This is a genomic window from Amycolatopsis circi (assembly GCF_003385235.1).
Classification (GTDB): Bacteria; Actinomycetota; Actinomycetes; order Mycobacteriales; family Pseudonocardiaceae; genus Amycolatopsis; species Amycolatopsis circi.
The window spans coordinates 32,546-46,872 of record NZ_PQIA01000002.1 but is presented as its reverse complement, the minus strand read 5'-3'; the positions used below and the strand labels follow the sequence as shown (position 1 = coordinate 46,872).

Sequence of the window (14,327 nt, the reverse complement as noted above, 5' to 3'; positions counted from 1 at the left end):
TGGTGCCGGTTGGCAAGCGGATCAGTCGTCAGTGCCACCCACAACGACTAATTTCATCGTTTCCATCGGGACTGATCTTCGGATTTCGTCGTCACCCGCGGTGCAGGCCCCACTGGTACGACTGTTTCCGCAGCTTGAGGTACACGAGTGTCTCCGCAGTGCGCACTCCGGGCAGCGTCCGGATGCGATTGGAGATGAGGTCGAGCAGCGCCTCGTCGTCGGCGCAGAGCACCTCGCACAGCACGTCGAAGCGGCCGGCGCAGAGCACGACGTACTCGATCTCGTCCATTTCGGCCAGTGCGTCGGCGACCGGATCGAGCGGCCCGTCGACCGTGATCGCGACCATCGCCTGGCGGAAAAGCCCGATCTGCAAGGGATCCGACACCGCGACGATCTGGATGACGCCCGAATCGGACAGTCGCTGCACCCGCTGGCGGACCGCCGCCTCGGACAGCCCGACCGCCTTGCCGATCGTGGCGTACGGCCGCCGTCCGTCCTCTTGCAACTGGGCGATGATCTGCTTCGAGATGTCGTCGACCACCGGCGGCGCGGGCCGGTTCGGGTCCTGGCTCTGCATCCCGGGATCATCCCGGCTCGGCCTAGGCGTGGGCAAGCTGGACCGTGGCGAACGGTCGCCCAGAGTGTCCAGATGGTCCGTTGACCGGGGTGGCCGACAACGGATTTCGTCGTCTTTCCGGCGTTGACAACGGCAAACCCGTCCTGTTCCATCCGTCGAATTCCAGCGCCGCCGACGGAGGGATCCCCATGCCGCCTGTTCCGGTCCCCGTCCAGACCGACCCTGCCGCCGGTTCGCCCGCGCGCCGCTCGCTGACCAGATCGATCGGGGTCGGCGGCGGAACTCTGCTGACGCTGAGCTGCGTGACCCCGGCGTCGTCACTGTTCGTTCTCGTCCCGCCGCTGTTCGGCTCGCTCGGCACCGGCACCGCGCTGGCCATCGGGCTCGCCGTGCTGCTGTGTGTCGGGATCGCGTTCTGCTACTCCGAACTCGGCACGCTGGTGCCGAGTTCGGGCGGCGAGTACGCGATGGTGTCGACGGTGGTCAGCCGGTTCGCCGGGTGGATCACCTTCATGCTGTCGTTCATCGTGATCCTGGTGGTGCCGCCGATCATCGCGATCGGAGTGGCCGACTACCTGGCGGTGGCGGTGCACGTCGATCCGTCGGTGGCGGGTGCGCTGGTGATGCTGGCGTCCACCGGGATGGGCCTGGTGAACCTGCGGTCGAACGCGTGGCTGACCGGGATTTTCCTGGTGATCGAGATCGTGGCAATCGTCGTGGTGTCCGTGCTCGGCTTCGCGCACAGCGACCGGCCGCCGTCGGTGCTCGTGCGGCCCAGCCTGGACGGATTGCACCCGATCGCGCTGGTCTCGGTGATCGCCGGGTTGGCGGTGGCGTTGTTCGTGGTGCAGGGGTTCTCGACCGCGGTGTATCTGGCGGAGGAGATGCGGGAGCCGCACAAAACGGTGTCGCGGACGGTGTTCTGGACGCTCGGCATCAGCTCGGTGGTGATCCTGGTGCCGGTCGTGGCGATCACGCTGGGCGTGCCGGATCTCGCGACGCTGGGGAACCTCGACCTGACCGCGCTCGTGGTGAGCTGGAGCAGTACGACGTTCGGCACGATCGTGAGCCTGTGCATCGCGGCGGCGATCGTGAACGCGGTGATCGTGATGGTGATCCAGAATTCGCGCGTGCTGTACGCGTCGGGGCGGGATCACGCTTGGCCTGCGCCGGTGAATCGCGCGTTGAGCGTGGTGAGCCCGCGGTTTGGGGCGCCGTGGGTGGCGACGCTCGTGGTGGGTGTTTCGGAAGCGGTGCTGTGTTTCGTGCCGGTGGAAACGCTGAGCGGTGTGACCGGGGTGGCCGTGGTGGCGCTGTACCTGGCGATTTCGGTCAGTGTGCTGTGGGCACGGCGGCCAGCGCATCGGCGGCCGCAGGTGTGGCGGATGCCCGGGTGGCCGGTGGTGCCCGTTGTGGTGGTGCTGGCGCTGGGGTATGTGCTGGTGTCGCAGAGTTTGCTGGACCTGGCGATTACGGCTGGGGTGCTGGTGGTTTCCGCTGGGTACTGGTGGGGGTATTTGCGGCGGCGGTCGGATCGGTGGCTGGTGACGATTCCCTGACGCGCGCCCTGGTGAGGATGGATAGCTCGGCCGGGTGGAGTGCGTCGCCGCGTTTCCATTCGGCCGGGGTGAGCGTCGCTCTTTGCCGGACGTGCTCTATCGGTTCGAGCAGGTGGTCTCGCAGGAGCGCGGCCATCTGCTCGGCGCTGAGGAAGGTTTGCCAGGGTTCGCTGTGGTCGGCTGCTGCGGCCATGACCATCTCCGCGTACGCCTGGCCTGCTGTCGGTTAAAAGTTTCTGTTTCCAGTGCTGGGTGGCCCGCCGTAGGACTGGTGGTAGCTGAGGAGTTCCTCGGCGCGTTCTCCCAGAAAACGCTCCGCGAGCGGGTCAGCGAAGATCGGACGCTCGTCAACGAGCAGAAGCGCGGCTCGTGCTGCGGCTGGGTCGCGCGTCGGAGTTCATGAGATCGGACTTTAGCGCGATATAGGATGATTACAGCACAAGAAGAACTTAAAAGATCTTGGCGATTCCGGTTCGGCAACAACGGGAATTCGGCTCAGGAGTCGAGGGAGATTTCGTAGAGGGCGAACGGTTCGCCGCGGTGCGGGAAATCGTGGCGGTAGGTGAAGCCGAGCCGTTCCATCACCGCGCGGGACCGGACGTTGTGCACCTCGGTGAAGGCGACGACTTCCCTCACGCCGAGTTCGCGAGCATGGGCCAGGCCAACGAGGCCGATCTCGGTGGCATAGCCCTTTCCCCGGTGCACCTCGCGCACTGCCCAGCCGATCTCCAGCCGTCGCGCGCCATCGACGTCCTGGTAGGACAGTCCGCCGCGGCCGACGAGTTCGCCGGATTCCCGGTGATGGGCAAGCCATTTGCCGACGCCGTCGCGTTGCCAGCTTCGGCCGATCTCCGCGGCGCGGGCTTCTGCGTCGGCGCGGGTCCAGTCTCCGTACCAGCGAGCAATGCCGGGGTCCAAATGCAGGCGGTACAGCTCGCCTGCGAGAGGCGGGCCGATCGCGGTGAGGCGGAGGCGTTCCGTCTGCAACTCAGGCGGCCATTGTGGACGGAACCGCCAGCGAAGCATTGACCCGGGTGATGAACTCCGCGTTGGACTTCGTCGTGCGCACCTGGTCCAGGAACTGTTCCGCGGCTCGCTTCGGGTCTTGAGCGGACAGGGCGCGGCGGACCTCGTTCATCACGGCGAGTTCCTGCGGCGGGATGATCAGCTCGTCGCGGCGGGTGCCGGAGCCGAAGAAATCAATCGCCGGGAAAACGCGGTGGTCGGCGAGCATGCGGTCCAGGCGGAGTTCCGAGTTGCCGGTGCTTTTCAGTTCTTCGAAGAACACCGTGTCGGCAAGAGAACCCGTTCCTACCAGAGCGGTCGCGATGATGGTGAGCGAGCCGCCGTTCTCGATGTTCCTTGCTGCGCCTAGGATTTTCTTCATCGGGTGCAGCGCGCTGGCGTCGACGCCACCGGACAGGATTCGGCCGGAGGTGCGGGCTGCCAGGTTGTACGCGCGGCCCAGGCGGGTCAAAGAATCCAGCAGCAGCACGACATCGCGGCCGGTTTCGACTAGGCGTTTCGCGCGTTCCAGAGCCAGTTCGGCGACGGCGGTGTGCTCAGCGGGTTTGCGGTCGAAAGTGGACGCGACTACCTCGCCGTGCACCGAGCGGCTCATGTCCGTCACTTCTTCGGGGCGTTCGTCGGCGAGCAGCACCATCAGGTGCGCTTCCGGGTGGTTGACCGCTACGGCTTGCGCGATCGCTTGCAGCACAGTGGTTTTGCCGGTGCGCGGCGGGGCGACGATCAGGGCGCGTTGGCCTTTGCCGAGCGGTGCCACCAGATCCAGGACGCGCGTGGTGAGCTGGTGCCGGGTGGTTTCCAGGACCAGTCGCTGGTTCGGGTGAATCGGGGTGAGTTTGTCGAAATCGGGGCGCTTTTCTCCGGGCGGGCGGCCGTTGACCGAGACGAGTTCACCGTCGGCCAGGACGAGTTCGTCGCCGCGGCGCAGGCCGTGGGTTCGGATCAAGGACACCGGCACGGACGGGCCGCCGGAGGCGTAGCCTAGCGTGGCGGTCTTGCCGTGGATGTCGAGAATTCCTTGCTGTGTCATGGTTTGTGGCTCCTTGAGCAGTGACAGTCGACGCGGTAAAGCGGACCGCCGAGTGAGACGAAGCGGGTCAGGCGACGGGCTTCGGGAAAGACGCCGTTCCTCGTCGCGTGGACTCACGCTGAGTGAGGGGGCGAAACCCCTGGGCGGCGGGGCCGACTTCCTGGGGTATGCGGTGAGAGTAGCGCATCCGATCCGGCCGCACAACTGAAAGGGGCCTCGTGAGTGTTTACGCCGGTTAGAACCGGCATCGCCACTCACAAGGCCCCAACGCACCCAGCCGCGGGTCTATTCCCGCGCCGCGGTCACGGCATCTCCCACGGAGCCTGCGGCAGCACGTGCCCGGTCTCCAGCAGCGACTTCAGGTTCGACAGCACCGCCGCCCAGCCGCCGGACACGTCCTGGTGCGCCTTCTCGTCGGGCAGATCCTCGTGGGTCACGGTCAGCCGGACGATTCCCGCGTGCTGCTCGATGTCGAACGTCGCGCGGGACGGCTCCTGGTCCTTCGGGCCGTTCGGGTCGAACCACGTGGTGACCAGACGCTTCGGCGGAACCGATTCGACAACCTCGCCCTCGACGTCGGCGATTCCGGACCCGTCGGTCCGCACGTGCGCCCACCGCGAACCCTGCTTGAAATCGGATTCGTTGCGGTGGCCCCAGTACTGCCCGGTCAGCTCGGGGTCGGTGAGCGCGTGCCACACCTTTTCCGGCGTGCTCTCGATGTAGGTCACGTACACAAAACTCGGCTTCATGACTTCCTCTGCTCGACGTTTGACGGCACTGAGCATCCGCAGCCGCGGCTGCTCGAACCGGTCCACCCACCGCTCCTGCATCTCGTGCAGCGGCACCGGATTCAGGTAGTGCAGCTTTTCCCGGCCGCGGCGCACGCTGCTCACCAGATTCGCCGCCTCCAGCACGGCGAGGTGCTGGGTCGCGGACTGCCGCGTCATCTCCAGCCGGCGGCACAGCTCGCCCAGCGTCTGCCCGTTGTCCTCGCGCAGCTGGTCGAGCAGGTACCGGCGGGTCGGATCCGCCAGCGCCTTGAACACTTTGTCCAGGTCAGGTTGCACACTTACAGTAAGGCAGTCAAATGCCTGCCTGTCAAGTCGGCGAGTGCAGACACAGGTCAGCGCCGAGGCGAGTCACGGACCGCCTCGGCGCTGACTACTCAAAGTGTTCAGAAGACCTCGGGAGTGAGCGAGGGGGCCGCCATGTCGGCGTCGAAGGGGAACATCGGCCGGACGATGCCGCCGTGGCCCAGCCGGAGCAGGTCCTGGTCGACGCCGCCGGGCGTGAGGGCCAGCAGCCAGTCCGCGGCCATGTCGTACAGCTCCGGTTCGAGGTAGCCGATTTTCACGATCACGACGTCCGCCTCGCGCGGACGCAGGCCGAGCGCGTGGAAGTCGGATTCGAGGTGATACGGCTTGCGGCGCGCGGTCACGATCACCCGCAGGCCGCCGACCGCCAGCGCCACCGCGGTTCCGGCAACTGGGTCGTCGGTGTCGATCGCGGCCACCTGCGCGGTGAGCGCGACCGGGCCGTGCGGTCCGGAGTCGACTTTTCCGCCCAGCTCAACGGAAATCGTCGCGCCGACGCCCGCCGCCACCGCCGTCGCGACGGCTTCTGGGTCCACAATGGCCGCGTACAAAGTGGTCAGCGAATAGTCCACAATGGCCGGAGTGTTCAGCAGGACGTCCAGGCTCCACGACGTGTCCCCGGCACCACCGGCGGTCGGGTTGTCGCCGGAATCGCTGATGAAGAACGGCCGCGAGGTCGAAGCAACCGCCTGCTCCAGGCATTCCGGCAAGGTGCCAGTCGGGGCGACGAAAGCGAAGTCGTGTCGAGCGTCCCAATAGGACTGTGCCAGATACTCCGCTTCCTTGGTGATCACCGAAACGTCGTCGCCCATCACCACTACCGCGGCCTGGCAGCGTGGTTCGTCGGCCCATGCATAGCCGACCCAGATCGCTGCGTCCAGAACTCCGTCGAGCGCTTCGACGTCGTCCACCGCCGCGTAAATGCTCTTCGCCGGTTCCAGCCGGGTGCTCGTCTTCTCCCCCGGCAGCAAAACCGGAACCTGCACCCAAGCCTTCTTCGGCCGGCCGCCGGACCGCAGCCGCGACACCAGATTCCGCGCCGCCCGCTCACGGGTGTCCCACGCGTCTTCGTGCGGAGCCATCCGATAGCAGGTGATCAAGTCCAACGCGGTGACCAGTTCGCGGGAAACGTTGCCGTGCAAGTCCATCGACGCCGACACCAGGACATCCGGGCCGACAAGGGAACGGATCTCCTGCGCGAGCGAAGCCTCCACATCGGACCGTCTGACGACGCTCATCGCTCCGTGGATGTCGAAGAACAACCCGTCCAGGTCGCCCGCTGAACGCAACCGGTCCAGGATTTCCCCGGACAGTTCGGCATAAGCCTCCTCGGTGACCGCGCCACCGGGGAGCGACCGAGCGTCGACCAGCGGAACCCATTCGACGTCGGAAGCCCAGCCCGCGTTGAGGAAGTCGTAGCGGGCCAGCAAATCGTCGCCGCGCGATATCCGGAAGTCGTCCACAGTGGACCGATGCGGGGAGAAGGTACTCGATTCGATGGCGATTCCGGTGATCCCGACCCGCAGCTTCTTCATCGTCCACTCCGTTTGATCGCTTGCTCGAACACCGCGTCCAGCGCGAGCGCGCCCGCGCCGTAAAGTCCCGCGTCCGCCCCGAAACGCACCCGGTCGATCCGCAGTTCCCTGGTAGCCAAGGGAAGACACCGTTCGTACAGCGCACCGCGCACCGCCGCGACGAACGCTTCCGAACCGGCCAGCGCGCCGCCGAGCAGCACCTCGTCCGGGTTGCTGAAGTTCACCACCGTGGCCAGCACCTCGCCGAGCCGCAGGCCGGCCCGCCGCACGGCCGTGGTCACTTCGGGGTGTCCGTCCTCGGCGGTGGCCGCCACCTGCGCGGTGGTCTCCAGCTTCATCCCCTGCGCCCGCAACTGCCCGACGAGCGCGGCCCCGCTGGCCACCACCTCCAGGCAGCCGCGATTCCCGCAGGCGCACGGCCGGTCCTCGGCGGCGGGCACGCGGACGTGGCTGATGTCGCCCGCGACCCCGGCCCGGCCGCGGTAAAGCTCGCCGCTCAGCACGATTCCCGACCCGATCCCGGTGCCCGCTTTCACCACGAGCAGGGTCCGGCCGGGCGGCCCGGACACGGATTCGCCCAGCGCCAGCAGGTTCGCGTCGTTGTCCACGACGACCGGAAGGTCGAACTGCTCTGCCAAGGCCTCCCGCACCGCGAACCCGCGCCAGCCCGGCATCCGCGACGCCAGCGTGATCGTGCCCGCGACGACGTCCACCGGACCGGGAAATGCGACGCCGAGGCCGAGCGCCCGGCCAGGACACTCCGCTTCCGCCATGACTTCGCGCACCACGGCCGCGAATCCGGCGACCAGTTCGCGCGGCTCTTGGCTGATGTCCAGCGGCCGTTCGTGCACCTGCAACAGGTTGCCCGCGATGTCGAGCGCGCCGATCCGCACGTGCCGGGAACCGACGTCGACGGCCCAGACGTGGCCGAACTCCGCGTTGACCGACAGCAGCTTCGGCCGCCGTCCGCCCGCGGACCGGCCTTCGCCGGACTCGCTCAGCACCCCGGCGGAGATCAGCGCCTGCGTGCGCACCGACACCGTCGATTGCGGCAGCCCGAGCGCTCGCGCCAGGTCCATGCGCGACGTCGCGTGGCCGTGCGCGACCAGCCACAACAGCCGCACCGGTCCGGCCGGATCCACCGCGTCACCTCTTTCATCAAAACTGATGTAACTAAACCGTTCGACAGGACTCTTGGCATTTCCCGTCTCTCGTGCGAGATTACCCGACAGCCAGGACACCGCATAGCACCTGGCACCGGTCTTTCATCAGAGTTGTTGGAAGTGATGCGAATGGCTCGACGCCCGTGGCGCGCCGCACTCGGGGTCACGCTCGCCGCCGCGCTGGCGTTGTCCGGCTGCGCGGCGAGCCGGGAACCGCACGGCGGCGGTTCCGGCACCCCGAAAACCGGCGGCACCGTGCGGTTCGCGATGCCCCCGTCGGCGACGCCGAACTGGATCATGCCGTTCTCGATCCCCGGCTACGGCGGGTCGTACAACGGCATGATCCGCTCGACGATGTTCGTGCCGCTCTACGCCTACGACGACAGTTCCGGGTCGGTCACGCTCGACGACGCCGCGAGCGCCGCCAACCCGCCGCGCTACTCCCCCGACGGCAAGACCGTGACGATCACGCTCAAGCCGTTGACCTGGGCCACCGGCGAGCCGCTGACCAGCCGCGACGTCGAGTTCTGGCTCAACCTCGCCCGCGCGGGCAAGGACAACTGGGGCAAGTACTCGAAGGGCCTGATCCCGGACAGCATCACCGGCTTCCACGCCGTGGACGACCGCACGTTCACGTTCACCCTGGACAAGGCGTACAACCCGGACTGGTTCACCGCCAATCAGCTCAGCCTGATCGTCCCGATGCCGCACGCGTGGGACCGCACGAGCGCCGCGGGCCCGGTCGGCGATCACGACCGCACCCCGGACGGCGCGAAGCAGGTCTTCGATTTCCTGGTCAGCCAGGCGAAACAGCTCGGCACCTACGGGACAAATCCACTGTGGAAAGTCGTGAACGGACCGTTCACGTTGGCCGGTTTCACCACGTCCGGCGAGGTGACGCTGCGGAAGAACCCGAAGTACACCGGACCTGACCCGGCGAAGCTCGACACCGTCCGGTTCCTGACCTTCACGAGTTCGTCTGCGGAGTACAACGTGCTGCGCGCCGGTGGCGTCGACTACGGCTACCTGGCGACGTCGAACCTAGGCCAGCGCTCGAAACTGGAGGAGCAGGGCTACCGGGTCGAACCGTGGAACGGCTGGTCCATCACGTATTCGCCGTACAACTTCAACAATCCCAAGCTGGGCAAGGTGTTCTCCCAGCTGTATGTGCGGCAGGCGATCCAGCACGCGGTCGACCAGGACGCCATCACCTCGGTGATCTGGCGCGGTGCCGCCCGCGTCGGCTACGGCCCGGTTCCGCAGGACAACGACACGAAGTACCTGTCCCCCAAGCAGAAGACCAATCCGTATCCGTTCGACCTCGCGAAGTCCAAAAAGCTGCTCGCCGACCACGGCTGGAAACCCGGCGCCGACGGCGTCCTCCTCTGCGCGGACGCCAAACAGTGCGGCGAAGGCATCGCAACGGGCACCCGGCTGTCGCTGACCATGCTGACCGAATCCGGTTCCGACGAGACCGACGGCACCATGCAGGAACTGCGCTCGGAGCTGTCAAAGGTCGGCATCGAGATGAAGATCAACGCGCAGCCGCTGAACACCGTGCTGGCCAACGGAACCGCGTGCGAGTCGAAGGATCCCTCCTGCAGCTGGCAGCTGTCCTACTTCGGCACACAAGGCAGCTGGTACTTCTCGGCGAACCCGAGCGGCGAGGAGCTGTTCGCGACCGGCGCGGGCACGAACTTCGGCAGCTACACCGATCCGAAGGCGGACAAGCTGATCGCGGCCACCAACCTCGCGTCAGACGACCGCGCGATGCTCGAGTACAGCGCTTACCTGGCCGAGCAGCTTCCGGTGCTGTGGCTGCCGAATCCGCCGTATCAGGTGTCGGCGATCGACACCGCGCTGCACGGCGTTTCTCAGGACCCGATGGCCGGGCAACTGCTGCCGCAACGCTGGTTCTGGACGAGGTGAGGACATGACGCGCTACATCCTCCGCCGGCTCGTGCTGGCCGTGGTGGTCGTGCTGCTGGTCACCGTGGTGACCTTCGTGCTGCTGCACTTGCTGCCCGGCGGCCCGGCTCGCGGCGTTCTCGGCGTGAAAGCGACCGAGGCACAGATCGCCGCGTTCAACCACGCGCAAGGCTTCGACCAGCCGCTTCCGGTGCAGTACTGGGATTACCTGCTGCGATTGCTGCAAGGCGACCTCGGCGAGTCGTACACGCAGAACTCGCCGGTGAGCACGCTGCTGGCCGAGCGGATGCCGAAAACCCTGCTGCTCACCGTGTTCTCCACCGCGCTCGCGATCCTCGTCGCGCTGCCGCTCGGTGTCTGGCAAGCGGTTCGTCGCGGCCGTACCGCGGATCTGCTCACCACCGCGATCACGTTCGTGCTCTACGCGACGCCGGTGTTCTTCCTGTCGCTGGTGCTGATCATCCTGTTCGCGCAGGTCTTGCCGTGGTTCCCGGCGCAAGCCGCACAGGGCGAGACGATCGGCGAGCTGCTGTCCCAACCGGGTGCGCTAGTCCTGCCCGTACTCGCCGGGACCGGAGCCGCGCTCGCCGCGTTCAGCCGGTACATGCGAGCGTCCACTCTGGACAGCCTGTCCGAGGACTTCGTGCGCACCGCGCGGGCGAAGGGAACGCCGGAGCGCACGATCATCTGGCGGCACGTCTGGCCGAACTCGCTGACCTCGGTGGTCTCCATGCTCGGCTACTACGTGCCGGTGGTGTTCGGCGGCTCGCTGGTCGTCGAATCGATGTTCAACTACCCCGGCATCGGCCTGCTGTTCTGGACCGCGACCCGCACCGCCGATTTCCCGGTGCTGCTGGGCGTCGTGCTCGTGATCGCCGTCGCGACCGTGCTCGGCTCCCTGCTCGCGGACCTGATCCAGCTGGCGATCGACCCGCGGGTGCGGGTGAAGGGAGCGCGGTCGTGACTGTCCTTTCCCGCCTGCTGCGCCGCAAGACCGCCGTCACGGGCGCGGTCCTGCTGCTGCTCGTGGTGGCGTTCTGTTTCCTCGGGCCGCTGGTCTACGGCACCGACCAGTCCCACACCGACCTCGCCGCGGCCCGGCTCGGGCCTGGCGGAGGACATCCGCTCGGCACCGACGACCTCGGCTACGACGTGCTCGGCAGGCTCATGGTCGCCGGCCGGACGTCGCTGGTCATCGGCGTGCTCGCCGGGCTGATCGCGACCGCGATCGGCGCGGTGTGGGGCGCGGTCGCCGGGTACACCGGCGGCTGGCTGGACACCGTGCTGATGCGGATCGTCGACACCGGCGTCGCGATCCCGGCGCTGTTCCTGCTGCTGGTGGCCGCGACGCTGGTGACGCCGAGCGTCGGCGTGCTGGCGCTGCTGATCGGCGCGGTGTCGTGGCTGGTGCCCGCGCGGCTGATGCGCGCGGAAACGGTGAGTTTGCGCGAACGCGACTACCTTCGAGCGATCACGGTCATCGGCGCGAGCCGCACGCGCGTGGTGTTCCGGCACATCATTCCCAACGCGATCGGCACCGTGGTGGTGAACGCGACGTTCCAGATCGCCGACGCGATCCTGCTCGTGGCGTACGTCAGCTTCCTCGGCCTCGGCGTTCCCGCGCCCGATACCGACTGGGGCGCAATGCTGTCTAAAGGAATTACCTACACCTTCGACGGCGCGTGGTGGCTGATCCTGCCGCCGGGCATCGCGATCGTGCTGGTGGTGTGCGCGATCAACTTCCTCGGCGACGGGCTGCGCGACGCGTTCGCGGTGAAGGGGCGACGATGAGCGAAGCAGTGCTGGACATCCGTGACCTGCGGGTGTCCTATGCGGACGGTTCGGCGGCGGTCGACGGGCTCAGCCTGTCAGTCGCGCCCGGCGAGATCGTGGCGGTGGTCGGCGAGTCCGGTTCCGGCAAGAGCACGGCGGCGCTCGCGGTGCTCGGGCTGCTGCCGGATTCCGCGCGAGTCACCGGGACGATCGAGCTGGCCGGGCAGAACGTGCTCGACCTGCGCGGCGAGGACCTGCGGAAACTGCGCGGCCCGGCCGCCGGGATGGTCTTCCAGGAGCCGATGACCGCGCTGAACCCGTTGCGGACCATCGGTTTCCAGCTCGCCGAGGCGATCCGCAACCACGACCCGGAAAAGTTGCGCCACCGGCGCTATTACGACCGATGCGCCGAACTGCTGGACCGGGTCGGCGTTCCGGAATCGGCCGCGCGGCTGAAGCAGTACCCGCACGAACTGTCCGGCGGTCTGCGGCAGCGCGTGATGATCGCGATCGCGCTCGCGGCCGGGCCGAAGCTGATCATCGCCGACGAGCCGACCACCGCGCTCGACGTCACGGTGCAACAGCAGATTCTCGACCTGCTGCGCGATATCCGCGAAAACGAAGGCACCGCGACGCTGCTGATCACGCACAACATGGGGGTGGTCGCGGACGTCGCGGATCGTGTCGCAGTGTTGCGCCGCGGCAAGCTCGTGGAAGAAGCTCCGGCGGCGGAACTGTTCGGCTCGCCGAAGGCGGATTACACCCGGGAACTGCTGGCCGCGGTTCCGCAACTGGGTTCGTTCTCGCATGAAACGGCGCCCGAAGAGACCCGGAAACCGGTGCTCGCGCTGTCGAAGGTGGTGGTCGAGTACGGCGGACGGCAGGTGGTGAACGACGTTTCCCTGTCCGTCTCACCGGGTGAGATCGTCGGGCTGGTCGGCGAATCCGGTTCGGGGAAAACCACGCTCGGGAACTGTGCGCTGGGCCTGGTCACGCCGAAATCCGGGACCGTCGAAGTGCTCGGCGGGCCGCTGCCGAAAGGCACTGGCCGGTCAGCGCGGGCAGTGCGACGGCAGATCGGCGCGGTGTTCCAGGACCCGGCATCCTCGCTCGACCCGCGGATGACGGTCGCGCAGACCGTCGCCGAACCGATGGTGGTCCACACCTCGACCGGCCGCGCCGAGCGCCAGCGGCGGGTGCGGGAACTCCTCGACGCGGTCGAGCTGCAGGAAAGCCTGCTGGGCCGGTACGGGCACGAGCTTTCCGGCGGGCAACGGCAGCGCGTGAGCCTCGCCCGCGCCCTCGTGCTGGGGCCGAAGCTGCTGATCGCGGACGAACCGACGAGCGCGCTCGACGTGTCCGTGCAGGCAGCGGTGCTGGAAGTGTTCCGGCGGCTGCATCGCGAGTTCGGCTTCGGCTGCCTGTTCGTGAGCCACGACCTCGCGGTAGTCGACAGCATTTGTGACCGGGTCGCTGTGCTGCGCGCGGGCGAACTGGTGGAGGAAGGCCCGGCGGAAACGGTGTTGCGCACTCCGGAACACCCGTACACGCAGGCGTTGCTGCTCTCCTCGCCGGTGCCGGACCCGCAGTTGCAGCGGAGCCGGCGCGAGGCGCTGGCCGGCGCGGACCCCGCGGCGTGACGGGGTTGCGGGCCGGGGTCGACATCGGCGGGACGAAAACCCTGGTGGTGGTGTGCGACGACGAGGGCAGGGAACTGGGGTCGACGTCCGCGCCGTCCGAATCGCACCGGGGCGGCGCGGCGATCCTCGACCGTGTGGCGGAGCTGGTCAGCTCGCTGGTGCCGGACCACGCGGCGCTCGCCGGGGTCGGCGTCGGCGCGGCGGGCGTCGTTGATCCGGTGACCGGAACAGTGCTGGTCACCGGCGATTCCTTCACCGGCTGGGCGGGCACGCCGGTCAACGCCGAGCTGTCCGCGCGACTCGGCGGGGTGCCGGTGCGCACCGTCAACGACGTCGACGGATTCCTGCTCGGCGAACTGTTGCCAGGCGAGCGGAACGTGCTCGGCGTCGCGGTCGGCACCGGAGTCGGCGGCGCATTGTTCGTGGACGGGCGGCTGCTGTACGGCGGCGCGACCGGGGCCGGGGAGATCGGGCACGTTGGGCGTTACGGGGAGGAACGCTGCACTTGCGGGCAGATCGGACACCTTGAGGCGTACGCGGCCGGCCGGGCCCTGACCCGCCGCTACGCCGAGGCGACCGGCCGGACCCTCGGCGCGGAGGCCGTCGCCGCGGAAGCGCTTGCCGGAGACCAAGCCGCTCAAGCGGTATTCACGGACGCGGGACGATTCCTCGGCCAGGCGATCGCGCACGCGGCCGGGCTGCTCGGCATCGCGACCTGCGTGCTCGGCGGTTCGGTGATCAGATCCTGGACGCTGCTGGAGAAGCCGGTGCGGGAAGCGCTGGAAGAACGGCCGCTGCTGTCCGGGAAACCAGCAGCCGTCCGGCTCTCCCGGCACGGGGCGAAATCCGTGGCGCTCGGCGCGGCCGGTCTTACTGCCGGTATTCAGCGATTACCGGACGTGATCAACCCCTAGACCAGTCCTCTGTGGACCATCGAGAAAACCGTGGCCTCGGGGTATACGCTGTCGGGCACCGACGGAGCCGGGGGCAACGATGCGCGC

The 14,327-nt window shown here is 67.8% G+C and carries 13 protein-coding genes; 7 read left to right on the top strand and 6 right to left on the bottom strand.

Annotated features, from left to right (window positions below; genetic code table 11):
• Positions 1-91 precede the first annotated feature (91 nt).
• Positions 92-577, bottom strand: a complete 486-nt coding sequence (locus tag D0D37_RS00720) for an Lrp/AsnC family transcriptional regulator (protein WP_116198515.1) — start codon at positions 575-577, stop codon at positions 92-94.
• 188 nt (positions 578-765) lie between these two features.
• On the opposite strand from D0D37_RS00720, the gene D0D37_RS00715 reads away from it, so the two are divergent.
• Complete coding sequence (locus D0D37_RS00715) at positions 766-2,136, top strand: APC family permease (RefSeq protein WP_116198561.1); 1,371 nt, start codon at positions 766-768, stop codon at positions 2,134-2,136.
• Positions 2,137-2,218: 82 nt separating this feature from the next.
• Positions 2,219-2,539 carry a hypothetical protein gene (locus D0D37_RS46410; RefSeq protein ID WP_162834020.1) on the top strand — a complete coding sequence of 107 codons (321 nt, stop codon included), beginning with the start codon at positions 2,219-2,221 and terminating at the stop codon, positions 2,537-2,539.
• Between the two features lie 92 nt (positions 2,540-2,631).
• On the opposite strand, the gene D0D37_RS00705 is transcribed toward D0D37_RS46410, so the two are convergent.
• From D0D37_RS00705 to D0D37_RS00685, 5 genes are all read right to left on the bottom strand, one after another.
• Positions 2,632-3,123, bottom strand: coding sequence for a GNAT family N-acetyltransferase (locus D0D37_RS00705; RefSeq protein WP_208719730.1), 492 nt, complete (start codon positions 3,121-3,123; stop codon positions 2,632-2,634).
• Position 3,124: 1 nt separating this feature from the next.
• A complete protein-coding gene (gene rho, locus D0D37_RS00700; protein WP_116198513.1) occupies positions 3,125-4,192 on the bottom strand; it encodes a transcription termination factor Rho in 1,068 nt (355 codons plus the stop codon).
• A gap of 302 nt (positions 4,193-4,494) precedes the next feature.
• The gene (locus tag D0D37_RS00695) at positions 4,495-5,259 is read right to left on the bottom strand and encodes an ArsR/SmtB family transcription factor (protein ID WP_244223332.1); all 765 of its coding nucleotides are present in this window, start codon (positions 5,257-5,259) and stop codon (positions 4,495-4,497) included.
• Positions 5,260-5,366: 107 nt separating this feature from the next.
• Positions 5,367-6,821: a M81 family metallopeptidase gene (locus tag D0D37_RS00690; RefSeq protein WP_116198512.1), complete on the bottom strand. Its 1,455-nt coding sequence runs from the start codon at positions 6,819-6,821 to the stop codon at positions 5,367-5,369.
• Complete coding sequence (locus D0D37_RS00685; protein WP_244223331.1) at positions 6,818-7,963, bottom strand: ROK family transcriptional regulator; 1,146 nt, start codon at positions 7,961-7,963, stop codon at positions 6,818-6,820. Before D0D37_RS00685 ends, D0D37_RS00690 begins: the two co-directional genes overlap by 4 nt.
• A gap of 150 nt (positions 7,964-8,113) precedes the next feature.
• On the opposite strand from D0D37_RS00685, the gene D0D37_RS00680 reads away from it, so the two are divergent.
• The 5 genes from D0D37_RS00680 to D0D37_RS00660 are packed head-to-tail and all read left to right on the top strand — an operon-like array spanning position 8,114 to position 14,240.
• A complete protein-coding gene (locus D0D37_RS00680; RefSeq protein WP_116198510.1) occupies positions 8,114-9,913 on the top strand; it encodes a peptide ABC transporter substrate-binding protein in 1,800 nt (599 codons plus the stop codon).
• Between the two features lie 4 nt (positions 9,914-9,917).
• On the top strand, positions 9,918-10,877 hold the full coding sequence (locus tag D0D37_RS00675) for an ABC transporter permease (RefSeq protein ID WP_116198509.1): 960 nt from the start codon (positions 9,918-9,920) through the stop codon (positions 10,875-10,877).
• On the top strand, positions 10,874-11,704 hold the full coding sequence (locus D0D37_RS00670; RefSeq protein ID WP_116198508.1) for an ABC transporter permease: 831 nt from the start codon (positions 10,874-10,876) through the stop codon (positions 11,702-11,704). The genes D0D37_RS00675 and D0D37_RS00670 overlap by 4 nt, the downstream gene beginning before the upstream one ends.
• The gene (locus D0D37_RS00665; protein WP_116198507.1) at positions 11,701-13,326 is read left to right on the top strand and encodes a dipeptide ABC transporter ATP-binding protein; all 1,626 of its coding nucleotides are present in this window, start codon (positions 11,701-11,703) and stop codon (positions 13,324-13,326) included. The genes D0D37_RS00670 and D0D37_RS00665 overlap by 4 nt, the downstream gene beginning before the upstream one ends.
• Positions 13,323-14,240: an ROK family protein gene (locus D0D37_RS00660; protein ID WP_116198506.1), complete on the top strand. Its 918-nt coding sequence runs from the start codon at positions 13,323-13,325 to the stop codon at positions 14,238-14,240. Before D0D37_RS00665 ends, D0D37_RS00660 begins: the two co-directional genes overlap by 4 nt.
• Positions 14,241-14,327 lie beyond the last annotated feature (87 nt).